The organism is Enterobacter cancerogenus (genome assembly GCF_019047785.1).
Classification (GTDB): Bacteria; Pseudomonadota; Gammaproteobacteria; order Enterobacterales; family Enterobacteriaceae; genus Enterobacter; species Enterobacter cancerogenus.
In genome coordinates, this window is the sequence record NZ_CP077290.1 from 1,341,543 (window position 1) to 1,367,875 (window position 26,333).

A 26,333-nucleotide genomic window follows, 5' to 3' on the forward strand; every position below is an offset into this window, starting at 1 on the left:
ATTGTCATATATTGAATTTGCGAATGTATTTTTATCTTTCATAGGAAATATAAATAATTATCTGCAACGAAAATCTGGCAGATATTATCAACATATTCGGCAATTTCTTTGATCAAGGCAGGCTGTCGGTTCGGGATGCAAAATATTTTGCGCGGAAAATAATATTAAAAAAGCGTGGAAATAAAAAAACCGCCTCGTGATGAGGCGGTATGCAGGTGTAGTCTTACTTTCTTTTATTATGCTGTTTTGGTGCGGATCAGGTAGTCGAAGGAACTCAGCGACGCTTTCGCACCTTCGCCCGTGGCGATGATGATCTGTTTGTACGGAACGGTGGTGCAATCGCCCGCCGCAAACACGCCCTTCACGCTGGTTTCGCATTTGGCATCGATGATGATTTCGCCCATGCGGTTGCGCTCAATCGCCCCGTCCAGCCAGGTGGTGTTTGGCAGCAGACCAATCTGCACGAAGATGCCGGAAAGCGGAACGCTGTGCACATCCCCGCTTACGCGGTCGCGGTATTCCAGGCCCGTCACTTTACTGCCGTCGCCTTTCACTTCCGTCGTCTGCGCGTTCAGCACGATGTCGACGTTGTTCAGGCTACGCACTTTGTCCTGCAGCACCTGGTCGGCCTTCATTTCCGGGGCAAACTCCAGCAGCGTAACGTGTTCAACGATACCCGCCAGATCAATGGCCGCTTCCACACCGGAGTTACCGCCGCCGATCACCGCCACGCGTTTACCCTTAAACAGCGGGCCGTCGCAGTGCGGGCAGTAGGTCACACCCTTGGTACGGTACTGATCTTCACCCGGCACGTTCATGTTGCGCCATTTTGCGCCGGTGGCAATGATAATGCTGCGCGCTTTCAGTACCGCGCCGGAGGCCGTTTCAATCTGGTGTAAACCGCCTTCCACTGCCGCAGGGACCAGCTTGCTGGCGCTCTGGCTGTCGATGACGTCCACGTCGTAATCGCTAACGTGCGCCTTCAGTGCGCCGGCCAGCTTCTGGCCTTCGGTTTTCGGCACAGAGATGTAGTTTTCGATGTCTACCGTATCCAGCACCTGGCCGCCGAAACGTTCGCCCATCAGACCGGTACGAATGCCTTTACGTGCGGAGTACACCGCCGCCGCTGCGCCCGCAGGGCCGGAGCCGACGATCAGCACGTCATACGCATCGCGTTTGTTCAGCGCGTCTGCCGCACGTTTTTCTGCACCGGTGTCCACTTTGGCAACGATTTCCGTCAGCGTCATGCGGCCCTGACCGAACTCTTTACCGTTCATAAAGACCGCCGGAACGCCCATCACGTTGCGTTCGGTGATTTCGTTCTGATAGGTGCCACCGTCAATCGCCGTGTGTTTAATGCGCGGGTTCAGCACTGCCATCAGGTTCAGCGCCTGCACCACGTCCGGGCAGTTGTGGCAGGAGAGCGAGTAGTACGTTTCAAACTCAAAATCACCGTCGATATCGCGGATCTGCTCCAGCAGCGCCTGCGCCTCTTTCGACGGATGACCACCGGTCCACAGCAGGGCCAGCACCAGTGAGGTAAATTCGTGCCCCAACGGAGAACCGGCAAAGCGCGGCCCCTGGTCAGAGCCTGGGTTAGCGATCAGGAATGACGGCTTGCGAACGGGCAGCGCGTTATCTTCTCTGAAGGTCACCTTTGGCGACAGTTCAGCGATCTCGGTCAACAATTCTTTGATTTCTGCCGATTTTGCGCTGTCGTCCAGCGTGGCAATCAGCTCAACAGGCTTCGTTAATTTCTCAAGGTACGCCTTGAGCTGGCTTTTCATTGTGGTGTCGAGCATTGTTCTTCCCTCTCTTAAGACGTCATCATGCAAATTGCCTTAAACGGGCAACCTGAATGCAACTTGCATCATGGTGCCGGGATAAAATGGGCGCGGGTGCGCCCATAACTGAAACAATTTCCAAAGTATTTCGCGTCAGAGCAAGGCGGCTAGCCTGTGGATCCCCGGGAGCCTACTGAAGTAAGTGACCGGGGTGAGCAGGCGACGCCAACGCAGCTATGGCGTGAAAGACGACGGAAATTTAGATTTTACCGACCAGATCCAAAGATGGCGCTAAGGTCGCTTCGCCTTCTTTCCATTTCGCCGGGCACACTTCGCCTGGGTGAGAAGCAACGTACTGGGCTGCTTTCACTTTACGCAGCAGGTCAGATGCGTCGCGGCCGATGCCTTCAGCGGTCACTTCGATGGCCTGGATAATGCCCTGCGGGTCAACAACGAAGGTGGCACGGTCGGCCAGGCCTTCATCTTCACGCATGTTGTCGAAGTTACGGGTCAGGGCGCCGGTTGGGTCGCCGATCATCGCATATTTGATTTTTGCGATGGTTTCAGAGCTGCCGTGCCACGCTTTGTGGGTGAAGTGGGTGTCAGTAGAGACAGAGTAAACGTCTACGCCCAGCTTCTGCAGTTCGTCGTAATGGTCTGCCACGTCGCCCAGTTCGGTTGGGCAAACGAAGGTAAAGTCAGCCGGATAGAAGAAGAACACGCTCCAGCGGCCTTCGGTGTCTTTCTCAGTGATTTCTACGAATTCGCCGTTTTTGAACGCCTGGTTTTTGAAAGGTTTAATTTTGGTGTTAATCAAGGACATCTGTACTTCCTCCGTGTTTTCGTTGAGATGTAAGGTATCGAACTTTCGCTGAACGGGCTAATGCGTTTACTTTATCAAATCAATCAGCGATACCTTACAAACGCACTTCAAAGGGTGGTGAACCTAAAAGAAGCTAAGCCTGAAAGTAAAAAGGCCGCCCATTGGGCGGCCCTGATACCTGAACTTCCCACAGGAACTTTCAGTGCCAGCAGACGCTGGCGTTGCGTTGCGCTCTACAAACCGTAATATCAAGGTCGTAACAGCAAAGTGATTAAAGCACCCGCCCCTGCTCAGGGCAATCGGTCTGGCCGCGTTACTGCCTATGGCTGCGATAGGTTTGATCGAATAACGAATAGGAGGCAGGCAGTTTTATTTATGGCATGAATGATGTTCACTATTTTCACCCATGAAATTTAACAAATAAAAACGTTGAATACGTAAAAAAAATAGTTCAAGTTTTTTTAAATCGAAACGTCAACCTTTCAAAGATAATAATATCTTAAGTTCCGTTTCAGAACTATTTCATTTATCTGGTGGCGTGATATATTAAGCACGTTTTAATGTGGCATTAAGTAAGCTAACCACAAGGATTGTAAATGGTTCGCTTCAATCTATAGTTAATACAAATGCACTAACAACATGACAACGAAGCAACATCAGGACGAAACATGGCTAACCTCTACGATCTCAAAAAATTTGATTTAAATCTTTTAGTTATTTTTGAGTGCATTTATCAGAATCTGAGCATCAGCAAGGCCGCAGAAACGCTTTACATTACGCCGTCAGCCGTAAGCCAGTCTCTGCAGCGTCTGCGCAACCAGCTTAATGATCCCCTTTTTATCCGTTCGGGTAAAGGCATCACGCCTACCACTGTCGGGGTAAATCTGCATCATCATCTGGAACAAAACCTGAACCAGCTTGAGCAGACCATCAACATTATGCACAGCTCAGGGCTAAAGAAAAACTTTGTGATCTATTGCCCGCAAATTTTGACGCCCAACATCCTTCTCAACCCGATTAAGCTTCTCATGGATAAGCATAATTACGAGATCGAACTGCATGACGTCATGGTCTCGCCGGACTCCGCAGAAAACCTGCTGGCCTACCGTAAGGCCGATTTGGTTTTTGCTATCGCGCCGGTGAACAACCGCTCGCTCGCCTGCAACATGTTTCACAAATTGCAGATGAACCTCGTCTGCCGCAAGGGGCATCCACGACTGAGCGTATCGCCTACTCGCCAGGATCTTCTTAATGAGAAATTTGCCGCTTACTTAAGCGACGGTTCTGGCGTAAAAACGTTTCAGGAAAAAATTGAACACGCACTGCCGGAAAGAACGGTCAGTTTCAGAAGCGATTCTTATCTGACAATATTATCGATGCTTACCGTTTCCGATTTAGTGGGCGTTGTACCGGAAAATGCCTTCAGGCAATACGGCGATGCGTTGGGTTTGAAAGCGCTGGAAACAGATATTGTTCTTCCTACCGTTGATATTTATATGTTGTACAACCGCTCGGCGCTTAATAGCTCGGTATTTTCGAGTTTCATTGAGGAAATACCGGTTTTATAACCCCCCTTCCGGCTGCTTTCTTTAAAGCAGCCGGGGGCAATAAGAACAGGTTCCACGCTACCGTTTTCAAATATTCACAATTTTTCAGCTAACCCATTGAAAAAATAATGATATTATTCTTCACGCTGTTTGGCCCGTGCTGACACAGCGTAACTTACTCAGGATGAGGAAGAATATGTCATTATATAAGCTCCCCCTTAACCAAAATGTCCTGAACGCAACGCAGGAGCGCATTGCATGGACGCTGGAAAATTTCTCCCGAGTATGTGTGTCATTTTCTGGCGGGAAAGACTCCACGGTCATGCTCTACCTGGCGTGTGAATGCGCGCGCAAGATGCAGCGTAAAATTGACGTCCTGTTCATCGACTGGGAAGCGCAATTTTCCACAACCATCCAGCATGTCGAAAATATGCGAGCCCAGTTTTGTGACGTCATCGATAATTTCTGGTGGGTTGCACTGCCGCTGACCACGCAAAATGCCCTTTCTCAATTTCAGCCCGAATGGCAATGCTGGGAGCCGGGCGCGAAGTGGGTGCGCCAGCCGCCGCCCGATGCCATTACCGATCCCGGCTACTTTGATTTTTACCAGCAGGGCATGACGTTTGAGGCGTTTGTTCGCGCCTTTTCCGACTGGTTTGCTCAAAACCGCCCTGCCACCGTGATGATCGGTATTCGCGCCGATGAGTCCTACAACCGCTTTCTGACCATCGCCAACGCGCGCAAGCAGCGTTTTGCCGATGATAAACCCTGGACCACCGTCGCCCCCGGCGGGCATGCCTGGTATGTCTACCCGCTCTATGACTGGAAAACGGCTGACATCTGGACGTGGTTTGCCAAAACCGGTTCCTGCTATAACCCGCTGTACGATTTGATGTACCAGGCCGGGGTGCCGCCGCGCTATATGCGCATCTGTGAACCCTTCGGCCCGGAGCAACGTCAGGGGCTGTGGCTTTATCATGTGCTGGAGCCGGAGCGGTGGGCCGCAATGTGCGAACGCGTCAGCGGCGTCAGGAGCGGGGGGATCTACGCGGGCCACGACAATCACTTCTACGGTCACCGTAAAATACTCAAACCCGAGCACCTCACCTGGCAAGAATACGCCCTTCTGCTGCTCGACAGCATGCCGCAAACCACCTCTGAACATTACCGCAATAAAATTGCCGTTTACCTGCACTGGTACCAAAAAAAGGGGATGCCAGAGATCCCCGATACCCAGGAGGGCGACATCGGGTCAAAAGACATCCCGTCGTGGCGGCGCATCTGCAAGGTACTTCTCAATAACGACTACTGGTGTCGCGCGCTGTCGTTCAGCCCTAACAAGCCAAAGCATTACCAGCGATACAGCGAACGGATGAAATTAAAACGCAAGGAGTGGGGGATCTTATGCAACAACGATTAATCAACGATATCAAACGCTATCTGTCGTCACTGCCGGAAGAGCAAAAAATCGAGGCGATCAACAAATTCCGCGAGGCGCTGCATGAAGACAGTCCTTTTCGCGAGCAACCTATCGACTGCGTGCTGTGGATCAAACAGGACGAGATTATCGCCAATGATTACAACCCCAATAACGTTGCCCCTCCGGAAAAGCGTCTGCTGACGCAGTCGCTTGAGCTTGATGGATTCACCCAGCCAATCGTGGTGACGGAAGGCAAATCCCGGCACTATGAAATCGTCGATGGCTTTCACCGCCACGAGATAGGCAAAAATCGGGCAGCGCTCAAGCGCCAGCTCCGGGGCTATTTGCCCGTCACCTGCCTGCGCAAAGATCGCCGGGAGAAGGTCGACAGGATGGCCGCCACCATTCGCCACAACCGTGCGCGGGGTCGACACCAGATCAACGCCATGTCCGATATCGTACGTGAACTGGCGCAGCTTGGCTGGCCTGACGAGAAAATCGGCAAAGAGCTGGGGATGGACTGTGACGAAGTGCTGCGTCTGAAGCAGATTAACGGCCTGCTGGAGCTGTTTGCAGACCGCCGTTATTCCGAAGCCTGGACGGTGAAATAATCAGAGGGCGTTCAGGCGCTCCGCCGCGGCCAACAGCGTCGATTCCTGTTTCGCAAAGCAGATGCGAACCAGCCTGTGCGGGAAGGGATCGGCGCAGAATACCGACAGCGGAATGGCCGCCACGCCCGCCTCTTTGGTCAGCCACTGGCAGAAACTCACGTCGTCCAGATCGGAAATCGCGCTGTAGTCCACCAGCAGGAAGTAAGTGCCTTCCCCCGGCAAAATCTTCAGCCGGCTTTTGCTAAGCGCATCCACAAACAGATCCCGGCGGGCGCGATAAAACTCCGGCAGCTCGCGGTAATGCGCCGGCTCATGGCGCACCATGTCCGCCAGCGCCAGCTGGGCGGGCGTATTGACCGCAAAGGTCAGGTATTGATGAACTTTGCGCAGCTCCGCGCTGATGGCCTCCGGCGCCACGCAGTAGCCTACTTTCCAGCCAGTCATATGGTAGGTTTTGCCAAATGACGACACCGCAACGGCGCGCTCGCGCAACTGCGGATGCGCCAGCACGCTGGCATGCCCCTCTTTCGCAAAACAGATGTGCTCATACACTTCATCGCTCAGCACGTAAATTTCGCGTTCGCTGATGGCCTGCCACAGGGCGGCGAAATCCGCCTGATGCCATACCGTCGCGGACGGATTGTGCGGCGTGTTCAGGATAACCAGGCGCGTTTTATCACTCAGCAGCGCGGCAAAGGCCTGCCAGTCCGGGCGGAAATGCGGCGGCTGAAGCGCCACGCGTTTTACCACACCGCCAGAAAGCGCAACGGCGGGGGCGTAACTGTCGTAGCTCGGATCAAAGCAAATCACTTCATCCCCGGTGCGCACCAGGGCGGTAATGGCCGCATACAGCGCTTCGGTGGCCCCTGCTGTCACCGTGATTTCGCTGTTGGCATCCGGCGTGTAGCCATAAAGCGCCGCCGTTTTATCCGCAATGGCTTCACGCAGCGCCTGCACGCCGGTCATCGGCGCGTACTGGTTCGCCCCCTGCGCAACGTGGTACGCCAGGCGCTCCTGCAGATAAGCCGGGCCGTCAAAATCCGGGAATCCCTGGGAAAGGTTAATGGCGTTGTGCTGCTGTGCCAGCGCGCTCATCTGCGTAAAGATGGTGGTGCCGAGACTGGGAAGTTTACTTTGCGGAATCAAGGGGTTATTGCTCATTGCGTTGTGCCTGCGTGTAATACTTATGTTGCTGACACTATAACACGATGTTAGTCTTTGGCAATCAAGACGCTTAGACGTCTAAACCATATGAATATTCCTGCCTGACGAGAGGGTAAAAGGAAAATGACAGACAACCTGCAACTCACGCATCTGGTCGACGCCTGCCGCTGGATTGGTTCCAAAGGCTGGGCACCCGCCACCGGCGGCAACATGTCCGTACGTCAGGATGAGCACCTGTGCTGGCTCAGCGAATCCGGCAAAGATAAGGGCAGCCTCACGACGGACGATTTTCTGCAGGTGGAGATCGCCACCAACCGCGCGCCGTCTGGCCGCAGGCCCTCAGCAGAAACCGGGCTGCATACCTTACTCTACCGTCTGTTCCCGGAGGCTAACGCGGTGCTGCACGTTCACACCGTCAACGCCACCGTGCTCTCACGTCTGGTTCGCGATATCGAGCTGAAAATCAGCGGCTTTGAGATGCAGAAATCGCTCACCGGACAGACCACGCATGAGGATACGGTGGCCATTGCGGTATTTGATAACGACCAGGATATCGACGCTCTTGCCTCGCGCATCGCCCATTACGCCCGCGAGCGCCCGCTGAATTATGGTTTTCTTCTTCGCGGCCATGGCTTAACCTGCTGGGGACGCGACGTGGCAGAAGCCCGCCGTCATCTGGAAGGATTAGAATTCTTATTTGAATGCGAAATGCGTTTACGCCAATGGGAGAGAGTATGATTCGCGCGATTGTGACGGATATTGAAGGGACCACCAGCGATATTCGTTTTGTCCATGAGGTTTTGTTCCCCTACGCGCGTGAGCGGCTGGCGGCCTTCGTGACTGCCCAGCAGTACGCCGAGCCGGTCAAATCGATTCTGGACAACCTGCGCGATGAAACCGGTCATCCGCACGCCAGCGTCAGCGAGCTTATTGATGCCCTGTATGGCTTTATGGACGAGGATCGTAAATCCACGGCGCTGAAGGCGCTGCAGGGTATTATCTGGCACGACGGCTACGTCAACGGCGACTTTACCGGCCACCTCTACCCGGACGTCCTGCCCGCGCTGGAAAAATGGAAAGCGCAAGGGGTTGATCTCTATGTTTATTCTTCAGGCTCCGTGGCGGCGCAGAAACTGTTATTTGGCTACAGCGATGAAGGTGATATTACTCATCTGTTCAGCGGCTACTTTGACACGCGTATCGGTGCCAAGCGCGAGGTGCAGTCCTATCAGAACATTGCCGCGCAGACGGGTATCCCTGCGTCGCAAATTTTGTTCCTGTCGGACATTCACCAGGAGCTGGACGCCGCTGAACAGGCGGGTTTTCGCACCCTGCAACTGATTCGCGGCGATGACGATGGCGCGAGCCACCACCATCAGGTCCACCAGTTTGACGAGATAAATCCGGAGCAGATCCCCTCATGAGCGCATTAACCCTTTATTCTGTTAACGATCCGCACCAGCACCTGTGGCACAGCACCGACGCCGACGAGATCGCCCGGCAGCTCAACGCCAAAGGCGTGCGGTTTGAACGCTGGGCGGCGGATCGTGATTTAGGCCACGATCCAACCCCCGACGCGGTGATCGACGCTTACCAACATGCGATCGACAAACTGGTGGCGGAAAAAGGCTATCAGAGCTGGGACGTCATCAGCCTGCGCGCCGATAACCCGCAGAAAGAGGCGCTACGCGAGAAGTTCCTCAACGAACACACCCACGGTGAAGACGAAGTACGCTTCTTCGTCGAGGGCGCCGGGCTGTTCTGCCTGCACATCGGCGACGAGGTGTATCAGGTACTGTGTGAGAAAAACGACCTGATTTCCGTCCCCGCCGGTACACCGCACTGGTTTGATATGGGGTCCGAGCCGAATTTTACCGCCATCCGTATTTTCGATAACCCGGAAGGATGGATTGCGCAGTTTACGGGCGATGCGATTGCGGATGCGTATCCACGGCTGGCCTGATTTTTATCGCTATTCGGCTGGGTGAGCGTAGATCAGTCTCCTCGCCCCTCCGGGGAGAGGGTGAGGGGAAACCGCGCGCTGATAAACCTTTTTTGCAACGTTGATTAAATGCTGGCGATAATCCTCTGCAAATCAGCGCCAACCAGTCTCGCCAGATGCACAAACTCCACCACATCCAACCTACGCTCACCGTTTTCCACCTTCGCAATAAACGACTGCGGTTTGCCCAATGCCTCCGCAAGCTGCGCCTGAGTGATTCCCTTTTCTTTGCGAGCTTTCTTCAACGCATTGATAACGCGCTGGTATTGATCCGAGTAAACTGAGGCCATTATTCCGATTCCATACAAATATCCTGAAATCGAATATCCTCTCTTTGCGTTTTTATCCCAAAATAGGATAATTAATCGCGTAACAAACACATGTAAGGAGGACACAATGCGTCATCAGAACTGGCATCCTGCCGATATCATCGCCGCACTCAAGAAACAGGGTACAAGCCTGTCTGCGTTGTCACGCAAGGCTGGCCTTTCATCTTCCACACTGGCAAACGCACTATCGCGTCCATGGCCTAAAGGAGAATTAATCATCGCTCAGGCGCTGAACGTTCCACCGGATGTGATATGGCCCGAAAGATACATTGATGAAAAGGGGGAGCCAATATTTCGTCAGATGAGAGCGACAAGGAAAAAAACCTGTTTAACATGATCAGCGGCGTTTCCCCCTCACCCCTGCCCTCTCCCTCAAGGGAGAGGGGGTCTAAAAGCACTACCGCTTCAATTCCTTCACATACCTCACCAGCTGATCCAGCACTATCCCCCACCCTTCGTGGAAACCCATTTGCTCATGCTGTTCCCGGATTTCTTTTGTTGGATGGCGCGCAATCGCCGTATAGCGGGTTTTACCCTCCCCGACGTCTTCCAGCAACAGAATTGCAGTCATAAAGGGCTTCTCGGCGGGTTTCCAGCCTTCGGTATAGCCGTCGGTAAAAACCAGCTTTTTACCGGGATCGATTTCAAGAAACACACCCCGGTTGTCCATCCGCTGCCCGTCCACCTCAAACACGGTGTTAAACCGTCCGCCCACGCGCAGGTCGAGATCGCAATCGGTTACTGTGTGGGGAGCAGGAATGAAGAAATTTTTGATGTGCTCTGGCGTGGTCCAGCATAGCCACAGCAGATCGCGCGGTGCATCCACCACGCGTTCCAGTTTTAAGTCAGTATCAGGATCGAGCGTCATGATAACGTCCTCGTAAGGGAACCCCTTAAAGGATAGCCGGAATCAGGCAAATCTCCCTTCTGCCACCTCTTTCGGCGTAACCACGCCCGTATCCAGCACCCAGCCGCTAATCAGCGAGGCAGGCGTAACGTCAAACGCCGGGTTGTAGACCTGCGCGTTCTCCGGCGCCCACTGGACCGCGCCGAAGCTTCCGGCGACGCCTGTCACTTCGCTGGCGGCGCGCTGCTCAATCGGGATCGCCTCGCCGTTCGGACAGTCGCGGTCGAGGGTGGTGTGCGGCGCGGCGACGTAAAACGGTATGCCGTGGAATTTCGCCAGTACCGCCAGCGAATAGGTGCCAATTTTGTTCGCCACGTCGCCGTTGGCAGCAATGCGGTCAGCCCCCACCCACACGGCGTCTACCTGTCCTTTTGCCATCAGGCTGGCGGCCATCGAATCGGTGATCAGCTGATACGGCACGCCCAGTTCGCCGAGTTCCCATGCGGTGAGCCTGCCGCCCTGCAGAAGCGGGCGGGTTTCATCCACCCAGACGTTGGTCACGTTACCTTCCTGATGCGCGCGGGCAATGACGCCCAGCGCCGTGCCGACGCCCGCCGTCGCCAGCCCGCCGGTGTTGCAGTGGGTCAGCAGGCGGCTGCCAGGCTTAACCAGCGCGCTGCCCGCTTTCGCGATCGCCTCACAGAGCTGTTTGTCTTCGTCAATCAGGCGCAGCGCTTCGGCTACCAGCGCCGGGACAAAATCCGCCTCGTCGAGCGCCAGCGTCATGCGGTCGAGGTTGTTCATCAGGTTGACCGCTGTCGGACGTGACGCCCGCAGGATCGCCAGCGCCGCCGCCAGTTCGTCACGACGTGCGCCCTTTTCTGCCAGCAGCGCCAGCAGCAGGCTTGCAGAAAGACCAATCAGCGGCGCGCCGCGCACCCGCAGGCTGTGAATGTGCCCGACCAGCGCCTCTACGCTGGAGGCATCCAGCCAGCGTTTCTCCTGCGGAAGCGCCTGCTGGTCGAGAATAAAGAGCTGATTATCCGCCACCCGCAGGCTGGTCGTCTGTAATGTCTGCATGTCGTTAATTCCCTGTTGCGTTGTTGTAGCACATTGTGTCAGGATGAAATCCAGATGTATAGACGTCTACATGTCTTAATTAGTCATTCTCGTGAGGAACAGCGATGTCGCAATACCGTACCTTTACCGCCCAGGACGCCGTGGAGTATGCAAAGCAGTTCGGGGGCCTTGATGATCCCTCAACGCTGGTAGAGGCGCAGGAAGTGGGCGACGGCAACCTCAATCTGGTCTTTAAAATTTTTGACAGCGCAGGCGTAAGCCGCATCATCGTCAAGCAGGCGCTGCCCTACGTGCGCTGCGTGGGCGAATCCTGGCCGCTGACGCTGGACCGCGCCCGCCTGGAAGCGCAAACGCTGATCGAGCATTACAAACACAGCCCGCAGCATACGGTGAAAATCCACCACTTCGATCCGGCGCTGGCGGTGATGGTGATGGAAGATCTCTCCAGCCATCGCATCTGGCGCGGCGAGCTGATCGGTAACGTATCCTACCCGCAGGCAGCGAGCCAGTTGGGGGAATATCTCGCCCACACGCTGTTTCACACCAGCGATTTTTACCTGCATCCCCACGAGAAAAAAGCGCGGGTGGCGCAGTTCATCAACCCGGAGATGTGCGAGATCACCGAAGATCTGTTCTTTAACGATCCGTACCAGATCCACGCGCGCAATAACTACCCTGCCGAGCTGGAAAATGACGTGGCCGCCCTGCGTGAAGACGCCCAACTGAAAATTGCGGTGGCGTCCCTGAAGCACCGCTTCTTCTCGCAGGCCGAAGCCCTGCTGCATGGCGATATTCACAGCGGCTCGATTTTCGTGGCGGAAGGCAGCCTGAAAGCCATTGACGCCGAATTCGGCTACTTTGGGCCGATTGGCTTCGACATGGGTACCGCCATCGGCAACCTGCTGCTGAACTTCTGCGGCCTGCCGGGTCATCTGGGCATTCGCGATGCCGCCGCCGCCCGCGAGCAGCGTCTGACCGATATCCAGACGCTGTGGCACACCTTTGCGGAACGCTTCCAGGCGCTGGCACACGAGAAAACGCGCGACGCCGCGCTGAGTGCACCGGGCTACGCCACGGAATTCCTGAAAAAAGTCTGGCAGGACGCGATTGGCTTCTGCGGCACCGAGTTGATTCGCCGCAGCGTGGGGCTGTCGCACGTGGCGGATATCGACACCATTCGGGACGAGGCGATGCGCCACGAATGCCTGCGTCACGCCATCACGCTCGGCAAAGCGTTGATTGTGATTGCCGATCGCATCGACAGCGCGGAAGAGCTGGTGGCGCGGGTGCGGCAGTACAGCTGAGTGCTTTTGCCGGGTGGCGGCTTCGCCTTACCCGGCCTACGATCCTGATTTTCTCCCTCTCCCTGTGGGAGAGGGCCGGGGTGAGGGCATCGAACCGCACTCACCCCAGATACTCAATCACCGATAACCCGCCGTTATAATCCGTGCTGTAGATAATTCCCTGCGCATCCACAAACACATCGCACGACTGGATCACCTGCGGGCGGTTGGGCCGCGTATCCATCATCTTCTGCGGCGCGGCGGGCACCAGCGCGCCGGTTTCCACCGGGCGATACGGGTTGGAAATGTCGTACGCCCGCACGCCCGCATTCTGATACGTCGCAAAAATCAGCGTGGAGCTGACAAAGCTCCCCGGCCGGTTCTCGTGCAGGTTATGCGGGCCAAAGTGCGCCCCCTTCGCCACGTAATCGCGTTCTTCAGGCTGCGGGAAGGTGGAAATACTCACCGGGTTCGACGGCTCGCGGATATCAAACAGCCAAATCAGCTTCTCGCCATCTTCCTGGTTATCCAGCACCGCCTCGTCCAGCACCACCAGCAGATCGCGGTCCGGCAACGGCAGCGCGGTGTGCGTACCGCCGCCAAACGGCGGACTCCAGTTGCGATGGCTAATCAGCGTCGGATTCGCTCTGTCCTTAACGTCCAGCAGGGTCAGCCCGCCGTCGCGCCAGCTGCCGTACGCGGTATCCCCGGCGATAATCGCGTGGTGCAGCGCGTAGCGTTTGCCTTCGGGCCAGGTCGGCTGTTCGCCGTCGGCCTGGTTCATCCCCGGCAGCCACCAGCGCCCCACCACCTCGGGCTTGCGCGGGTCGGCCAGGTCGATGGTCAGAAAGATATAATCGGTAAAGCCGTCGATCAGCGCCGATACGTATGCCCAGCGCCCGCCCACGTACCAGATGCGGTGAATGCCAATGCCGTTCAGCGACAGAAAACCGATCTCACGCGGCGCATCCGGCGTGGAGATATCAAACACGCGCAGCCCGGCGCTCCAGCCCGTGTCCTGCACGTCGCGCACGGTCTCGCCCACCTGCCGGGTGTAGTACACCTTTTCGTCGGCAAAACGGGCATCGGCAAACAGATCGCGGGCGTTAATCACCAGCAGCAGATCGTCGTGCGCCTGCAGATGGACGTTCCAGGTGCCGGGTGGCGCGGGCACATACCCTGCCGCTTTAGGGTTTTTCGGGTCGCGCACGTCAACAATTGAAAAACCCTGCGACACCATATGGCCGATGTAAGCAAAGCCGCGATGGACCATCAGCTGTACGCCGTCCGGCCGGCCGCCCTGGTCGCTATGACCTATCAGCCGCATATTGCGGCTGTATTCGGGTTGAGGTAATGCAGACATATTTTCGTCCTTTCGCCGGATGGCAGTTGCGCCTTATCCGGCCTACAAAAGCGCCACCGGGCATTATTTAGATTTGGCTTCCAGCGTCGCAAACCACGGGGCGATAAAATCGTCGGTCTGGCCCCAGCCCGGAATGATTTTCCCGAGCGTAGCCACGTTCACCGCGCCAGGCTGGGCGGTGAGCAATGCCTGCGGGATCGCCGCCGCTTTAAAGTCGTAGGTTGCAGGCGTGGTTTCTCCGGCAATCTTGTTGGCAATCAGGCGGACGTTGGTCGCGCCGATGAGTTTCGGATCCACCGCCACGCTCACCGTCCACGGGCTGCCCGGCTCGCGCATTAGCTGGAGATCCTGGTTAGAGATATCAATGCTGTAGAGTTTGATTTCGGTCCGGCCATTCTCTTTCAACGCCTTATATGCCCCCTGGCTGAACGCGTCCCAGGTCCCCCAGATGGCGTCGATTTTGCCTTTCGGGTATTTCGCCAGGATCGCGCCCACCTTGTTGGCGGTATCGCCCTGCACGTCAGAAGAGACCGCGCCAATCGACTCCAGCTCTTTGATGCCCGGGTACTGCTTTTGCAGCGCTTGATAGGCCGCCTGACGGCGTTCCATCGGCGGGAAGCCCGCCACCCACAGCTTGACGATGTTGGCTTTGCCGTTGAAATCTTTCGCCAGCTGGCCGAAAGAGAGGTTGGTCAGGGAGGCGTCATCCTGCTGGGTCACGGTCACGCCCGGAATGTCACCGTTTACGGCGGTATCAAATACCGAGACCTTAATCCCGGCCTCCACCGCTTTTTTCACCAGCGCGGTTGAATACGGATCGCGCCCCTGCGAGAGAATAATCCCGTCATACTTTTGGCTGATCGCCTGATTAACGAAGTCCTGGAATTTGGCATCATCGCCGTTGCTTAAGAAGGTGCTGACCTTAAAGCCGAGCTTTTTACCCTGCTGGATGGCTCCGGCGACAAACTGGGTGGTGTTGTCATCGGAACCGAGGTTGCGGATCACCGCAATGCGGATGGGTCCGTCATGGCTGGCAATGGCCGCCGGAAGCGGTGCGGGCGTTGCCGCGAAGCCCGGCAGCGAGGTCAGAAAGCCGAGCGCCACCACAGCGCGTGTCACTGTTTTCATTGTGCTATCCCTTAACGTTTTTGTATGTAGGTAATGGCCAGCGCCACGGCGAGCACCAGTCCTTTTATAATGTCCATCGCGTAGTACGGCACGGAGAGCATCACCAGGCCGTTCGACAGCACGCCCAGAATCACCGCGCCCACCAGGGTGCCCAGCGCATTTGGTTTCCCGGATCCAGCCAGCGAAAAGCCGATCCACGCCGCCGCTACCGCGTCCATCAGATAGCCGCCGCCCGCATTCACCTGCGATGAGCCAATGCGCGAAGCCAGCAAAATGCCGCCCAGCCCGGCCAGCAGCGAGGCAATCACATAGGCCGCCACCTTGTAGCGCGTGGTCCGAATGCCCGAAAGGCGCGCCGCCTCCGGGTTACCGCCGATGGCGTACATCCGACGGCCATGGGTAGTCAGCGACAGCCCGAGCTGCGCCAGCACGGTCACCACCAGCATGACAATCACGATGGTCGGCACCTGCCCGAGCAGGCTGAACGCTGCCGGAAGGGTCCCCTGGGCCATGTCGCCGCTCGGCAGCACCATGTTTTCGGTAATCGACCCGCCGTAGCTGTAGGTCATCGCCACGCCCTGAACCACAAACAGGCTGGCAAGCGTGGCAAGCATGTCCGGGATACGCAGGATGACGATCAGAAAGGCGTTAAACAGCCCCACCAGCGTACAGAGCGCGAGGGTAATCAGGATCGACGTGGTGGTGCCGAAGCCGTGCCAGACGAAAAGTGAAATCACCAGCGCGTTAGCCAGCGAGGCCGTTGACCCCACCGACAGATCAAACCCGCCGACGGTGAGGGAAATCGACACCCCCACGGCAATCACCGTCACGATGGCAATTGCGCGCAGGATATTGATGATGTTGTTCGGGTCGAGGAAGCTGTCTGACGCCAGGCCAAAGAACGCCACCAGCGCGACGACGGTCAACAGCATGCCCCACCGGTAGAGAAAATCGAAAATCTGCTGGCGGCCCGACGCCGCCGCGGTCACTGAAAGGGCCTTGCTCACGTCGCCGTTCCTCCGGTTGAATAATAAAGTAGTGTCTCTTCGCGGGCCTCGGCCCCGGCAATTTCCGCCACGATGCGCCCGTCCCACAGTACGCAGATGCGGTCGCACAGCCCGACCAGCTCGGCGAACTCACCGGAGGCGTAAATCACCCCTTTGCCCTCGCGCGCCAGGCCGTCGATCAGCTGAAACAGATCGGTTTTGGCCTTCACGTCGACGCCCTTGGTCGGCTCATCGAAAATCAATACGCTGGCGTCGTTGCGCAGCCATTTGCCAATGGCGACCTTCTGTTGATTACCGCCCGACAGGCGGCGCAGCACCTGCCCCGGCCCACGCGCACGCACGCCAACCCGGGCAATCACCTCCTCTGCCCAGCGCCACGCCTGACGATGGCCGAACAGGCTCCAGCGCGAAAACGTCTTGTCCGCCGTCACCGCCAGGTTCATGCCGATCGGTTCATCAATAAAAATGCCCTCTTTGCGCCGCTCCTCCGGCACCAGCGCCAGACCGCGCAGCACCGAGTCCGCCGGGTCGCGCGGCTGCCAGGGTTGATGGTTCAACTCACCGCGATCGATGCGGCTTTTGGTTGCACCAAACAGCGCCTTGCACAGCTCGGTTTTACCCGCCCCCGCCAGCCCGGCAATGCCGAGAATTTCGCCTTTGCGCAGGTGCAGAGAGATATCTTTTAGCAGGGCCTCGTCGTGCAGCCCTTCTACCCGCAGCAGCGTCTCGTCACCGTGCGGCGGACGCGCGGGCGGATAGATATCGCTCAACACATGGCCGAGCATCTTCTCGACGATCGCCTCACCGCTGAGATCGGCCATCGGGCCGGACTCAATCAGCCTGCCGTCGCGCAGCACCGTCAGGGTGTCGCAGATGGCCTTCAGCTCGTGGATACGGTGCGAGATAAACACCACGCCGATGCCCTGCTGTTGCAGACGTCTCACCACCGCAAACAGGCGCTCGCTTTCGTGGGCGTCGAGCGGCGCGGTAGGCTCATCGAGGATCAGAAAACGGCAGTGGTGCGAGAGCGCCCGCGCCAGCAAAATCTGCTGCTTTTCGGCAAGCGTACAGCCGTCGATGGTGCGGCAGACGTCCAGCGAGACGTCAAGCTGCGCCAGCGCCTGTCTCGCCTGCTGGCGAATGGTGCGCCAGCGGTAGCGGTGTCCCGGCTGCGCCAGCTGGTCGAGCATAATGTTTTCGGCAATGCTCAACCCCGGCACCAGCGCCACATCCACCTCCTGCTGAACAAGGTGGATCCCCAGACGTTTGGCATCCAGCGGCTCGCGGATCGTCACCGGCTGGTTGTTAATGCATATCTCGCCTTCATAACGATCGTTTGTTCCGCACAGCACCGCCATCAACGTCGATTTCCCCGCGCCGTTTGCGCCGGTCAGCGCATGTACCGAGCCGCCCGCCAGCGTAAAGTCCACGCGCGTCAGCGCCTGAAAGCCGGAAAAGGCCAGGCTGATACCGCGCATTTCAAGGCGACTGGAAACCATCTGCGTAAATCCTTCATTACTCTTTTGATTTAGCGAATTTTTCACAGCTCCGGTTGACTGACAACGACGGAAAAGGCATAAGATAAAGCGAAATATTATTAGCCATCCGGATGTCCAGACATAACATCGGGTTAGCGCTTGCGAAAAAGGACAACACCATGAGCAACACCGATATCCGCGTCGTACCCGGCCCGGCGAACTACTTCTCTCACGCCGGGAGCCTTGCGCGCCTGAGCGAATTTTTTACCCCGGAGCAGCTTTCCCGCGCCGTGTGGCTTTACGGCGAACGCGCCATCGAAGGCGCTCGCCCGTTCCTGCCGGAAAGCTTTAACGCCCCGGGGGCAAAACGCCTGTTATTTAAAGGCCACTGCAGCGAGCGCGACGTGACAGACCTGGTTCGCCAGGCCGGCGACGACGCCAGCGTGGTGATTGGGGTGGGCGGCGGCGCGCTGCTTGATACCGCCAAAGCCGTGGCGCGCCGTCTGGGCGTGTCTGTCGTGGCGGTGCCGACCATCGCTGCCACCTGCGCCGCGTGGACGCCGCTCTCCGTCTGGTACAACGATGCCGGTCAGGCGCTTCAGTTCGAGATTTTCGACGACGCCAATTTTCTGGTGCTGGTGGAGCCGCAAATCATCCTCAACGCCCCGGCGGAATACCTGCTGGCGGGCATCGGCGACACGCTGGCGAAGTGGTACGAGGCGGTGGTCCTCGCCCCGCAGCCGGAGGCGCTGCCGCTGACCGTGCGGCTGGGCATTAACGGCGCACTGGCAATCCGCGATGTGCTGCTGGCGCGCAGCGAGGAGGCGCTGGCCGACCAGCAGCGTGGTGAACAGACGCAGGCGTTCCGCGACGTGGTGGATGCCATCATCGCCGGAGGCGGGATGGTTGGTGGTCTTGGCGAACGCTTTACCCGCGTGGCCGCCGCGCATGCGGTACACAACGGCTTAACGGTGCTGCCGCAGACGGAAAAATACCTGCACGGCACCAAAGTGGCCTACGGCATTCTGGTGCAAAGCGCGCTGCTCGGTCAGGATGAGGTGCTGGCGCAGTTGGTGGCGGCCTATCAGCGCTTTAACCTGCCGACCACCCTGCGTGAACTGGAGGTGGATATCAACAACCGTGACGAGCTGGACAAGGTGATTGCCCATACCCTGCGCCCGGTCGAGTCGATTCACTACCTGCCGGTTACGCTCAGCCCGGATGTGCTGCGCGCTGCGTTTGAGAAGGTGGAAACATTCCCCCGCTAAACGCGCCGACCGTCTATACCTAATGATGATTCTCACCACTCTCGCAACGAGGTCATCATGCAGATCGATTTAACAGGTAAGAAGGCGCTGGTCCACATGTCCGACGGCGGGCGTATCATCAACATCGGCAGTTGTCTGGCGAACCGCGTGGCGCAGCCGGGAATTGCCGTCTACTCGATGACAAAATCTGCACTCAACTCCCTGACCCGTGGTCTGGCCCGCGATTTAGGCCCGCGCGGGATCACCGTAAACCTCGTTCACCCCGGCCCGACCAACAGCGACATGAACCCGGAAGACGGTGAGCAGGCCGACTCGCAGCGACAGCTTATCGCAGTGGGGCATTACGGCCAGCCGGAAGACGTGGCTGCGGCGATCACCTTCCTCGCCAGCCCGGCAGCGGGGCAAATTTCCGGCATCGGTCTGGACGTGGACGGCGGTTTGAACGCCTGATCGCATATTTTCTGCACGCCTCTGTCGCCCGGCAGAGGCTTTGTCGAGCCGCCTCGACGGTTCGCGTTTTGCCGCTTTATCCCGCCAGCGCTCCGCTCTACAGTGCTCCCATAAGAAATTCGGAATTTATCTAATAGTCTTATTATTTCCTTATATTTTGTGTGGGCGTACAGTGGAGGTACGGATGAAGATTGTCTGGTCTAATGGTGCAAAAAAGGCTTTTTCCAGAATTGACGAGCGGTATCAGCGCCGCATTGAGGTAAAGCTTACCGAACTGGATGACAGCTCGGCTCCCCGGCCCGATATCAAAAAAATATCGACGGCAGAAAATCATTTCCGGCTTCGCGTTGGCGATTACCGCATCATCTATACGCTTCGGGACGATCCCGATGACCATTGTTATGTTCTGGCCATCAAACGCAGAACATCAACAACTTACCTGCACGAGGAGAAAGCCACCTATGGCTGTTCAGCTAATTAAGGACGATAACGGTAAAACGCAGTACGTGGTTATTCCTTATCACGAATACTTCCGCATGTGCTTGCAGATGGCTGAGATTGACGACGAAACCGACGACGATCTGGAGGATATTGAAGTCGAACACGATAGTCTGGATGACGTTGAATTGCCCGGTGAAGTGTGCAGCATCATGACCTGGCAGAACGTCAGCCTGCAGGCCGCGTGGCGCATCCATTGCGGGTTATCACAGCAGGAGGTGGCGGAGAAACTCGGCATCAGCCAGTCCGCCGTGTCGCAGCTTGAGGCCATCGACTCGCGCCCGCAAAAGCGCACCCGCGAAAAGCTGGCGGCCATTTACGGCTGTAAGCAGGAGCAGATCAGCCTCTATTTACCGAAAGAGGGTTAACAGCACTTCGCCCCGCCCTTGCCGCCGTAGCGGGCGTCCTGACGATCGCGGAAAAATTCTTCGTAGGTCATCGGCGTCTGGTCCGGATGGGTGACGCGCATATGCTCGACGTAGTTGTCGTAGTCCGGCACGCCAATCATCATTTTGGCGGCCTGGCCCAGGTACTTACCAGCTTTGGAGAGGGTGTCGAACATTATTCTGGTCTCACAGGAAATGTAGGCCGGGTAAGGCGGAGCCGCCACCCGGCACACAGGTTAATGCGCCCCTTTCGCCTGGGTCACAATCTCATCCAGGTTCTCAGGCATCCGCTCGTACGGCGTCTCTTTCGCCGTCGGCTTGTCCACTTTCAGGGCCGCCAGCGCGGTTTTCAGAGAATACAACGCCAGCACCACAACCACCACCATAAAGAAGATGGTCAGCCCGGCGTCCAGACGGTTGTTAAACACCAGCTGCGACAGCTGCGATTCGGTGTACTGCGCCGGGATTTTACCGCTGTCGATCATCGCCTGGAACTTGTTGGCAATCGCCAGGAAGCCTACCTTGTTATCCGGGCTGAAGGCTTTCTGCCAGCCTGCCGTCAGGGTACAAATCAGCAGCCACGCGGTTGGCAGGAGGGCCACCCACGCATAGCGCTGGCGCTTCATTTTGAACAGAACCACCGCACAGAGCATCAGCGCCATCCCCGCCAGCATCTGGTTGGCGATGCCGAACAGCGGCCACAGGGTGTTAATCCCGCCCAGCGGATCGACCACTCCCTGATGGAGGAAGTAGCCCCACGCCAGCACGCACAGCGCCGTCGCCAGCAGGTTGGCCGGGAGGGCGTCGGTACGCTTCAGGTTCGGCGAAATCACGCCCAGCAGATCCTGCAGCATAAAGCGCGCCGCGCGCGTGCCTGCGTCCACCGCGGTCAGGATAAACAGCGCTTCAAACAGGATCGCAAAGTGATACCAGAACGAGACATCCATCAGCCCGCCCAGCGCGCCGTGCAGAATGTAGGCCATCCCCACCGCCAGCGTCGGTGCGCCGCCCGCTCGGGAGATGATCGACTGTTCCCCCACCTCATTCGCGATGTGCGTCAGCGTTTCAGGGGTAATCGCAAAGCCCCAGCCGCTGACTACCTGCGCAGCAGAAGCCACCACGTCCACGGTTCCGGCAGGGGCCAGCACCGCCATCGGGCTGTTCATCGCAAAGTAAACGCCCGGGTCGATAATACAGGCGGAGACCAGCGCCATGATCGCCACGAAGGACTCCATCAGCATACCGCCGTAGCCAATCAGGCAGGCCTGATTTTCATTCGCCAGCATCTTCGGCGTGGTGCCGGAGGCAATCAGGGCATGGAAGCCCGACACCGCTCCGCAGGCAATGGTGATAAACAGGAACGGGAACAGGTTGCCGGTCCAGACCGGGCCGGTACCGTCGATGAATTTGGTTAATGCGGGCATGGTCAGGGTCGGGCGCATAATCAGAATGCCGATCGCCAGCCCGACAATCGTGCCGATTTTCAGGAACGTGGAGAGATAGTCGCGCGGGGCCAGCAGCAGCCACACCGGCAGCACCGCCGCCACAAAGCCATAGCCCACCAGCATCCACGTCAGCTGCACGCCGGTGAAGTCAAACCACGGCGCCCAGGTGGGGCTTTCCGCTACCCAGCCGCCGGAGATAATGGCGAACACCAGGAACACCAGGCCAATCACCGACACTTCGCCAATTCGCCCCGGGCGCAGATAGCGAATGTAGATCCCCATGAACAGCGCCAGCGGAATGGTAAAGGCCACGGTGTAGGTTCCCCACGGGCTGTGGGTCAGCGCTTTCACCACGATCATCGCCAGCACCGCCAGGATGATCACCATAATCATAAAGGTCGCCACCAGGGCAATCACCCCGGCAGTGGCTCCCATCTCCTCTTTCACCAGCTCGCCCAGCGAACGTCCGTCGCGGCGCGTAGAGACGAACAACACCATGAAGTCCTGCACCGCCCCGGCCAGCACCACGCCCGCGAGGATCCAGATCATCCCTGGCAGGTAGCCCATCTGCGCCGCCAGCACCGGCCCCACCAGCGGCCCTGCCCCGGCAATGGCCGCGAAATGGTGACCAAACAGCACTTTTTTGTCGGTCGGCACGTAGTCCAGCCCGTCGTTATGGCGCACCGCTGGTGTCATGCGCGTGCTGTCCACGCTCAGCACGTTTTTAGCGATATAGCGGCCATAAAAACGATACGCGATCAGATAAATGCAGACGGAGGCGACGACGATCCACAGCGCGTTGATCTGCTCCCCCCGATTGAGGGCGATATAGCCCAGGGCAAAGGCTCCCACAACGGAGAGCCCTGCCCACAGAAGGTATTTCCCTGAGTTGTTCATAGTTGGTGTCCGTTGTTGTGAAACAGTGAGATGTTACATTTTGTTTCTAGAACACCCGCCAAAATTTAACAACTCTGAAACGCAATAATGTGGGGTCATACCAGACATTTACACCACAGTGTTAAGCCGATCACTTTCGCGCCGTCAGCGGTCACACTTTTACCTTTTTCAGCCAGGCGCGTTATTACGGGATGATTTGTATCATTTTTTTTGCACGTAACCCGGCCAGAATGACGCAACGTTTTTACCGAGCTGCTGATGCACATCATTTCTGAACAGGACGTGAACATGAATCTTGACCAATACATTGAAGAGTTGAAAACCCTGGTAAACGTCGACTGCGGCACCCAGACCGTCGCCGGGGTCGCCACCGTGGCAGGCATTATTGAGGCGCTCTGGCAGCGCGAAGGCTGGCACACCGAGCAGGTTAATCTGGGCGACAAGGTCGGCCCCGGCGTGTTTGTCAGCAACCGTCCCGGAGCGGAGCAGTTTGACGTGCTGCTGGTTGGCCATCTCGATACCGTGTTTGCCCCCGGCACCGTGGCCGAACGCCCGATGCGCGAGGATGAGACGCGGCTGTACGGCCCCGGCGTATCGGATATGAAGAGCGGTCTTCTGAATATATTGTGGGCAATGCGCGCGCTGGACGCGGCGGACAAGGATCGTCTGTCGATTGCGGTGGCGATGAACCCGGACGAAGAGACCGGCTCGGTCTATTCCCATGAATGGATCGGCGGGCTGGCAAAACGCGCTCGCTGCGTGCTGGTGTGCGAAGCGGCCCGCGCCGACGGCTCGCTGGTGAAGGCGCGCAAAGGCATGGCGGGCTATTACCTCACCTTTAGCGGCGTGGCGGCGCACGCGGGTAACGATCCGGAAAAAGGCCGCTCGGCCATCACCGCGCTGGCACACGCGATTACCGCAATAAATTCGCTCACCGAATGGACGCGCGGCACCACCCTGAACGTCGGGGTTATTAACGGCGGCAGCGCGGCCAACGTGGTGGCCGACAGCGCCACGGCTGAACTCGACGTGCGTTTCTGGGAAAACGATGAATACGACCGGGTGAATCAGGCGCTTGAAGCGCTGTGCGAAAAAGGCTTTTTAGAGGGCGTGACCACCACCCTAAGCCGCGTGAATCATAAGCCAGCCATGGCGGCCGGGGAGTCAACTCAGCAGCTGATGCAACTCGTTGAGAACGCGGGGAAAGAAGAAAACATCGCCATCACCTGGCAGGCGGTCGGCGGCGGCAGCGACGCCAACCATACCGCGGCGCTCGGCATTCCGACGCTCGACGGCTTAGGGCCGATTGGCGCAGGCTTCCACAGCCCGGCGGAGTGGCTGGATAAAGCGTCGATTGAGCCGCGGATCCGGTTGCTGAAACGGGTTGTTTCGATGCTGTAAGGCACCGCCCGGTGGCGCTTCGCTTACCGGGCCTACCCTCTGCATGGAGGCCGGGTAAGGCGAAGCCGCCACCCGGCAATTCAGGCCCAACCCTACCCCAGCACCATCGTGCTCAACCGGCACGTACAGCAGCGCCGTCCCTGCTCGTCGAACACCACGATTTCCCAGCTCTGGCTGGTGCGCCCCAGATGCAGCGGCTGACACACGCCGCGCACCTTGCCCTGCGCCACGGCGCGGTGGTGCGTGGCGTTCAGCTCCGTTCCCACCACGTTCTGCCCGTCGCGGGTCATCAGGAACCCGGCCATAGAACCGAGCGTCTCCGCAAGCGCAGCGGAGGCTCCGCCGTGCAGCAGGCCAAACGGCTGATGGGTGCGGGCGTCCACCGGCATCTCAGCTTCCAGGCTGTCATCACCAAGGCGGGTATAGACAATGCCCAGATGCGCCACCATCGTGTTCTGACTGGTGGCGTTCAGTGCCTCAAGCGACAAATGACGTTTCCAGATCATCTTACGCCCCCAGCGTGGAGCCGCCGTCCACCACGATATCCTGCAGGGTGATATGGCTTGCGGCATCGGACGCCAGGAACAGCACGGTGCTGGCGATCTCCTGCGGACGGGCGATTTTACCCAGCGGAATGCCAAGCTTGAACTGCTCGCCAAAGCCACGGATACGCTGGCGTTCAGCATCGTCGCTGGTCCACAGGGTGCGCTGCATATCGGTATCCGTGGAGCCTGGGGAAACCAGGTTACAGCGCACGCCGCTGCCCGCCAGTTCCAGCCCGACGGTGAGGGCCAGGCTTTTCAGCGCCGCCTTCGAGGCACCGTAGGCGCTCATTCCGATGCGTGGAGTGTGCGCCGCGTCAGACGCTACGGTGACAATCGCCCCGCCCTGCTGGCGACGGAACGTGTCCATCGTCTGCTGAAACAGGTTGAACGCACCACCGACGTTGACCGCGAAGGTCTGCTGCCAGTCCTCCTGCGAGAGCTGGTCAGTCGCGCCCATGCGCAGGATCCCGGCGGCGTTCACCAGAACGTCAAGACGCGCGGTGCTCTGCAGCAACCGTCCGCACACCGCTTTAACCTGCGCGGCGTCGGCCACGTCCAGCGTTTCAGTGGCAAACGGATAATGCGTCCGGGTAAACGCCAGATCGAACCCGGTAACCTGTGCGCCGGCCTCCGCGAAGGCCTGCGCCGTCGCGTAGCCAATGCCCTTACCCGCGCCCGTAACCCAGACGGTTTTGCCGGTAAAATCAAATCCCGCCATCACTTCACCTCGCGGGAAAGCAACGCCCACCAGGCATCAAGGGTCGGGTTTTTCGCCAGCATCACGAAGTCGATGTCGCCATGCACTTTGCGCCAGCGCGCCGCCAGCGCCATCATGCGCACCGAGTCCAGGCCGTAGTCGATCAGGTTTTCGTCATCCATCGGCTCGTCGGATTCGTCCAGCAGCGGCAGGATAAGCTCACGCAGCGCGGCTTTCGAAGCCGGAACGGACGGCAGCAGTTCGTCGGTCATCACCACGCGACCGGAACGCCCTGCCACATACCTGAGCGACATCAGGTGCTCGTCACGGGTGAAATCTGCCAGCGCATCGGCGATGAAAAACGGCTTGATGTCGCGCATAAACGCGTCGGTGGCGGTGGTCATGCAGCCGATGTGCGCGTAAACGCCGGTGATCAGCAGCTGGTTGCGGCCGGTCTCCTTGAGCATCTGCTCCAGCGGCGAGCGGTGGAACGCGCTGTAGCGCCACTTCACCAGCACTGTATCGGCTTCATCCGGCGTCAGTTCAGCGACGATTCGCTGCTGCTCCGGCGAACGGGTCAGGCCCGGCCCCCACATGTCGTTCAGCAGGGCACGGTCTTCGTCGCTCTGCTCTTTCGGCTGGGCGGTGTAGTAAACCGGGATGTTGTGTTCTTTGCAGTAATCGCGAAGTCTCGCGATGTTCGCCACCACCTGCGCCATCATTGCGCTGTTTTCGCCCCAGAAGTTCAGGAAGTATTCCTGCATATCATGGATCAGCAGCGCGGCGCGCTCTGGCTCAAAGGCCCAGTTCACTTTGTTGTTCGGCAGGTCTGCGGCGGTTGGCAGCGCGTAAGCGGTTAATTTTGGGATAGCCATATTTT

General features: G+C 57.9%; 27 protein-coding genes and 1 pseudogene. 13 read left to right on the forward strand and 15 right to left on the reverse strand.

The genetic code is table 11. From position 1 onward, the window contains the following. Positions 1-236: 236 nt before the first annotated feature. Together ahpF and ahpC are read right to left on the reverse strand one after the other, a co-directional pair. Positions 237-1,802 (reverse strand): alkyl hydroperoxide reductase subunit F, encoded by a 1,566-nt coding sequence (gene ahpF / locus I6L58_RS06275; protein ID WP_088207703.1) that lies wholly within the window; start codon positions 1,800-1,802, stop codon positions 237-239. 241 nt (positions 1,803-2,043) lie between these two features. Continuing rightward, positions 2,044-2,607: an alkyl hydroperoxide reductase subunit C gene (gene ahpC, locus I6L58_RS06280; protein ID WP_006177103.1), complete on the reverse strand. Its 564-nt coding sequence runs from the start codon at positions 2,605-2,607 to the stop codon at positions 2,044-2,046. Positions 2,608-3,275: 668 nt separating this feature from the next. On the opposite strand from ahpC, the gene citR reads away from it, so the two are divergent. From citR to I6L58_RS06295, 3 genes are all read left to right on the forward strand, one after another. Then, positions 3,276-4,175 (forward strand): DNA-binding transcriptional repressor CitR, encoded by a 900-nt coding sequence (citR, locus tag I6L58_RS06285; RefSeq protein ID WP_088207704.1) that lies wholly within the window; start codon positions 3,276-3,278, stop codon positions 4,173-4,175. Between the two features lie 175 nt (positions 4,176-4,350). Next, on the forward strand, positions 4,351-5,574 hold the full coding sequence (locus I6L58_RS06290; RefSeq protein WP_042320951.1) for a phosphoadenosine phosphosulfate reductase: 1,224 nt from the start codon (positions 4,351-4,353) through the stop codon (positions 5,572-5,574). Then, positions 5,559-6,185, forward strand: a complete 627-nt coding sequence (locus I6L58_RS06295) for an IbrB-like domain-containing protein (RefSeq protein ID WP_088207705.1) — start codon at positions 5,559-5,561, stop codon at positions 6,183-6,185. The genes I6L58_RS06290 and I6L58_RS06295 overlap by 16 nt, the downstream gene beginning before the upstream one ends. Here the strand turns inward: I6L58_RS06295 and I6L58_RS06300 are convergent, their stop codons facing one another. Beyond that, positions 6,186-7,346, reverse strand: a complete 1,161-nt coding sequence (locus I6L58_RS06300; RefSeq protein WP_088207706.1) for a pyridoxal phosphate-dependent aminotransferase — start codon at positions 7,344-7,346, stop codon at positions 6,186-6,188. It abuts the gene before it with no gap. A gap of 126 nt (positions 7,347-7,472) precedes the next feature. Between I6L58_RS06300 and I6L58_RS06305 the strand changes: the two genes are divergently transcribed. Genes I6L58_RS06305 through I6L58_RS06315 form a run of 3 tightly spaced genes read left to right on the forward strand, consistent with a single transcriptional unit; the run spans position 7,473 to position 9,312 of the window. Next, complete coding sequence (locus I6L58_RS06305) at positions 7,473-8,087, forward strand: methylthioribulose 1-phosphate dehydratase (protein ID WP_088207707.1); 615 nt, start codon at positions 7,473-7,475, stop codon at positions 8,085-8,087. Beyond that, positions 8,084-8,773: an acireductone synthase gene (gene mtnC / locus I6L58_RS06310; protein WP_088207708.1), complete on the forward strand. Its 690-nt coding sequence runs from the start codon at positions 8,084-8,086 to the stop codon at positions 8,771-8,773. The genes I6L58_RS06305 and mtnC overlap by 4 nt, the downstream gene beginning before the upstream one ends. Beyond that, a complete protein-coding gene (locus I6L58_RS06315) occupies positions 8,770-9,312 on the forward strand; it encodes a 1,2-dihydroxy-3-keto-5-methylthiopentene dioxygenase (protein ID WP_088207709.1) in 543 nt (180 codons plus the stop codon). The genes mtnC and I6L58_RS06315 overlap by 4 nt, the downstream gene beginning before the upstream one ends. A gap of 104 nt (positions 9,313-9,416) precedes the next feature. Here I6L58_RS06315 and I6L58_RS06320 read toward each other — a convergent pair whose 3' ends face one another. Beyond that, positions 9,417-9,641, reverse strand: a complete 225-nt coding sequence (locus tag I6L58_RS06320) for a helix-turn-helix transcriptional regulator (RefSeq protein WP_088207710.1) — start codon at positions 9,639-9,641, stop codon at positions 9,417-9,419. Between the two features lie 106 nt (positions 9,642-9,747). Between I6L58_RS06320 and I6L58_RS06325 the strand changes: the two genes are divergently transcribed. Further along, a complete protein-coding gene (locus tag I6L58_RS06325) occupies positions 9,748-10,017 on the forward strand; it encodes a helix-turn-helix domain-containing protein (RefSeq protein WP_088207711.1) in 270 nt (89 codons plus the stop codon). 60 nt (positions 10,018-10,077) lie between these two features. Here the strand turns inward: I6L58_RS06325 and I6L58_RS06330 are convergent, their stop codons facing one another. Then, complete coding sequence (locus tag I6L58_RS06330) at positions 10,078-10,548, reverse strand: SRPBCC family protein (RefSeq protein WP_058610639.1); 471 nt, start codon at positions 10,546-10,548, stop codon at positions 10,078-10,080. 42 nt (positions 10,549-10,590) lie between these two features. Beyond that, positions 10,591-11,607, reverse strand: coding sequence for an S-methyl-5-thioribose-1-phosphate isomerase (gene mtnA / locus I6L58_RS06335; RefSeq protein WP_088207712.1), 1,017 nt, complete (start codon positions 11,605-11,607; stop codon positions 10,591-10,593). 104 nt (positions 11,608-11,711) lie between these two features. Between mtnA and mtnK the strand changes: the two genes are divergently transcribed. Beyond that, on the forward strand, positions 11,712-12,911 hold the full coding sequence (mtnK, locus tag I6L58_RS06340; RefSeq protein ID WP_088207713.1) for an S-methyl-5-thioribose kinase: 1,200 nt from the start codon (positions 11,712-11,714) through the stop codon (positions 12,909-12,911). Positions 12,912-13,011: 100 nt separating this feature from the next. Here the strand turns inward: mtnK and I6L58_RS06345 are convergent, their stop codons facing one another. The 4 genes from I6L58_RS06345 to I6L58_RS06360 all read right to left on the reverse strand — a co-directional run bounded on the left by I6L58_RS06345 (position 13,012) and on the right by I6L58_RS06360 (position 17,887). Next, entirely contained in the window at positions 13,012-14,253 is a 1,242-nt protein-coding gene (locus tag I6L58_RS06345) for an LVIVD repeat-containing protein (RefSeq protein ID WP_088207714.1), read from the reverse strand. A gap of 63 nt (positions 14,254-14,316) precedes the next feature. Continuing rightward, positions 14,317-15,381: a sugar ABC transporter substrate-binding protein gene (locus tag I6L58_RS06350; protein ID WP_088207715.1), complete on the reverse strand. Its 1,065-nt coding sequence runs from the start codon at positions 15,379-15,381 to the stop codon at positions 14,317-14,319. A gap of 11 nt (positions 15,382-15,392) precedes the next feature. Next, entirely contained in the window at positions 15,393-16,388 is a 996-nt protein-coding gene (locus I6L58_RS06355; RefSeq protein WP_006177090.1) for an ABC transporter permease, read from the reverse strand. Next, complete coding sequence (locus tag I6L58_RS06360) at positions 16,385-17,887, reverse strand: sugar ABC transporter ATP-binding protein (RefSeq protein WP_088207716.1); 1,503 nt, start codon at positions 17,885-17,887, stop codon at positions 16,385-16,387. Before I6L58_RS06360 ends, I6L58_RS06355 begins: the two co-directional genes overlap by 4 nt. A 158-nt stretch (positions 17,888-18,045) precedes the next feature. On the opposite strand from I6L58_RS06360, the gene I6L58_RS06365 reads away from it, so the two are divergent. The 4 genes and pseudogenes from I6L58_RS06365 to I6L58_RS06380 all read left to right on the forward strand — a co-directional run bounded on the left by I6L58_RS06365 (position 18,046) and on the right by I6L58_RS06380 (position 20,450). Then, on the forward strand, positions 18,046-19,134 hold the full coding sequence (locus tag I6L58_RS06365) for an oxidoreductase (protein WP_088207717.1): 1,089 nt from the start codon (positions 18,046-18,048) through the stop codon (positions 19,132-19,134). Between the two features lie 81 nt (positions 19,135-19,215). Then, positions 19,216-19,584: pseudogene (locus I6L58_RS06370) on the forward strand (SDR family oxidoreductase); the annotation flags it as partial. A gap of 184 nt (positions 19,585-19,768) precedes the next feature. Continuing rightward, positions 19,769-20,065 carry a type II toxin-antitoxin system RelE family toxin gene (locus tag I6L58_RS06375; protein ID WP_058610637.1) on the forward strand — a complete coding sequence of 99 codons (297 nt, stop codon included), beginning with the start codon at positions 19,769-19,771 and terminating at the stop codon, positions 20,063-20,065. Beyond that, positions 20,046-20,450, forward strand: a complete 405-nt coding sequence (locus I6L58_RS06380; protein WP_014069279.1) for a helix-turn-helix domain-containing protein — start codon at positions 20,046-20,048, stop codon at positions 20,448-20,450. Before I6L58_RS06375 ends, I6L58_RS06380 begins: the two co-directional genes overlap by 20 nt. On the opposite strand, the gene I6L58_RS06385 is transcribed toward I6L58_RS06380, so the two are convergent. Beyond that, the gene (locus I6L58_RS06385; protein ID WP_006177086.1) at positions 20,447-20,644 is read right to left on the reverse strand and encodes a YbdD/YjiX family protein; all 198 of its coding nucleotides are present in this window, start codon (positions 20,642-20,644) and stop codon (positions 20,447-20,449) included. The genes I6L58_RS06380 and I6L58_RS06385 overlap by 4 nt on opposite strands. 60 nt (positions 20,645-20,704) lie before the next feature. Beyond that, a complete protein-coding gene (gene cstA / locus I6L58_RS06390; RefSeq protein WP_088207718.1) occupies positions 20,705-22,810 on the reverse strand; it encodes a pyruvate/proton symporter CstA in 2,106 nt (701 codons plus the stop codon). Between the two features lie 288 nt (positions 22,811-23,098). On the opposite strand from cstA, the gene I6L58_RS06395 reads away from it, so the two are divergent. Beyond that, the gene (locus tag I6L58_RS06395; protein WP_088207719.1) at positions 23,099-24,211 is read left to right on the forward strand and encodes a M20 family metallopeptidase; all 1,113 of its coding nucleotides are present in this window, start codon (positions 23,099-23,101) and stop codon (positions 24,209-24,211) included. A 92-nt stretch (positions 24,212-24,303) separates the two neighbouring features. Here I6L58_RS06395 and entH read toward each other — a convergent pair whose 3' ends face one another. Genes entH through I6L58_RS06410 form a run of 3 tightly spaced genes read right to left on the reverse strand, consistent with a single transcriptional unit; the run spans position 24,304 to position 26,328 of the window. Next, the gene (entH, locus tag I6L58_RS06400; RefSeq protein ID WP_006177082.1) at positions 24,304-24,717 is read right to left on the reverse strand and encodes a proofreading thioesterase EntH; all 414 of its coding nucleotides are present in this window, start codon (positions 24,715-24,717) and stop codon (positions 24,304-24,306) included. A gap of 1 nt (position 24,718) precedes the next feature. Then, a complete protein-coding gene (gene entA / locus I6L58_RS06405; protein ID WP_006177081.1) occupies positions 24,719-25,474 on the reverse strand; it encodes a 2,3-dihydro-2,3-dihydroxybenzoate dehydrogenase EntA in 756 nt (251 codons plus the stop codon). Beyond that, positions 25,474-26,328: an isochorismatase gene (locus I6L58_RS06410; protein ID WP_006177080.1), complete on the reverse strand. Its 855-nt coding sequence runs from the start codon at positions 26,326-26,328 to the stop codon at positions 25,474-25,476. Before I6L58_RS06410 ends, entA begins: the two co-directional genes overlap by 1 nt. Positions 26,329-26,333: the final 5 nt, after the last annotated feature.

Bases quoted from the DNA above. Each gene is read 5' to 3' on its own strand.
- ahpF (WP_088207703.1), bottom strand. From the start codon at position 1,802: ATGCTCGACACCACAATGAAAAGCCAGCTCAAGGCGTACCTTGAGAAA.
- ahpC (WP_006177103.1), bottom strand. From the start codon at position 2,607: ATGTCCTTGATTAACACCAAAATTAAACCTTTCAAAAACCAGGCGTTC.
- citR (WP_088207704.1), top strand. From the start codon at position 3,276: ATGGCTAACCTCTACGATCTCAAAAAATTTGATTTAAATCTTTTAGTT.
- I6L58_RS06290 (WP_042320951.1), top strand. From the start codon at position 4,351: ATGTCATTATATAAGCTCCCCCTTAACCAAAATGTCCTGAACGCAACG.
- I6L58_RS06295 (WP_088207705.1), top strand. From the start codon at position 5,559: ATGCAACAACGATTAATCAACGATATCAAACGCTATCTGTCGTCACTG.
- I6L58_RS06300 (WP_088207706.1), bottom strand. From the start codon at position 7,346: ATGAGCAATAACCCCTTGATTCCGCAAAGTAAACTTCCCAGTCTCGGC.
- I6L58_RS06305 (WP_088207707.1), top strand. From the start codon at position 7,473: ATGACAGACAACCTGCAACTCACGCATCTGGTCGACGCCTGCCGCTGG.
- mtnC (WP_088207708.1), top strand. From the start codon at position 8,084: ATGATTCGCGCGATTGTGACGGATATTGAAGGGACCACCAGCGATATT.
- I6L58_RS06315 (WP_088207709.1), top strand. From the start codon at position 8,770: ATGAGCGCATTAACCCTTTATTCTGTTAACGATCCGCACCAGCACCTG.
- I6L58_RS06320 (WP_088207710.1), bottom strand. From the start codon at position 9,641: ATGGCCTCAGTTTACTCGGATCAATACCAGCGCGTTATCAATGCGTTG.
- I6L58_RS06325 (WP_088207711.1), top strand. From the start codon at position 9,748: ATGCGTCATCAGAACTGGCATCCTGCCGATATCATCGCCGCACTCAAG.
- I6L58_RS06330 (WP_058610639.1), bottom strand. From the start codon at position 10,548: ATGACGCTCGATCCTGATACTGACTTAAAACTGGAACGCGTGGTGGAT.
- mtnA (WP_088207712.1), bottom strand. From the start codon at position 11,607: ATGCAGACATTACAGACGACCAGCCTGCGGGTGGCGGATAATCAGCTC.
- mtnK (WP_088207713.1), top strand. From the start codon at position 11,712: ATGTCGCAATACCGTACCTTTACCGCCCAGGACGCCGTGGAGTATGCA.
- I6L58_RS06345 (WP_088207714.1), bottom strand. From the start codon at position 14,253: ATGTCTGCATTACCTCAACCCGAATACAGCCGCAATATGCGGCTGATA.
- I6L58_RS06350 (WP_088207715.1), bottom strand. From the start codon at position 15,381: ATGAAAACAGTGACACGCGCTGTGGTGGCGCTCGGCTTTCTGACCTCG.
- I6L58_RS06360 (WP_088207716.1), bottom strand. From the start codon at position 17,887: ATGGTTTCCAGTCGCCTTGAAATGCGCGGTATCAGCCTGGCCTTTTCC.
- I6L58_RS06365 (WP_088207717.1), top strand. From the start codon at position 18,046: ATGAGCAACACCGATATCCGCGTCGTACCCGGCCCGGCGAACTACTTC.
- I6L58_RS06375 (WP_058610637.1), top strand. From the start codon at position 19,769: ATGAAGATTGTCTGGTCTAATGGTGCAAAAAAGGCTTTTTCCAGAATT.
- I6L58_RS06380 (WP_014069279.1), top strand. From the start codon at position 20,046: ATGGCTGTTCAGCTAATTAAGGACGATAACGGTAAAACGCAGTACGTG.
- I6L58_RS06385 (WP_006177086.1), bottom strand. From the start codon at position 20,644: ATGTTCGACACCCTCTCCAAAGCTGGTAAGTACCTGGGCCAGGCCGCC.
- cstA (WP_088207718.1), bottom strand. From the start codon at position 22,810: ATGAACAACTCAGGGAAATACCTTCTGTGGGCAGGGCTCTCCGTTGTG.
- I6L58_RS06395 (WP_088207719.1), top strand. From the start codon at position 23,099: ATGAATCTTGACCAATACATTGAAGAGTTGAAAACCCTGGTAAACGTC.
- entH (WP_006177082.1), bottom strand. From the start codon at position 24,717: ATGATCTGGAAACGTCATTTGTCGCTTGAGGCACTGAACGCCACCAGT.
- entA (WP_006177081.1), bottom strand. From the start codon at position 25,474: ATGGCGGGATTTGATTTTACCGGCAAAACCGTCTGGGTTACGGGCGCG.
- I6L58_RS06410 (WP_006177080.1), bottom strand. From the start codon at position 26,328: ATGGCTATCCCAAAATTAACCGCTTACGCGCTGCCAACCGCCGCAGAC.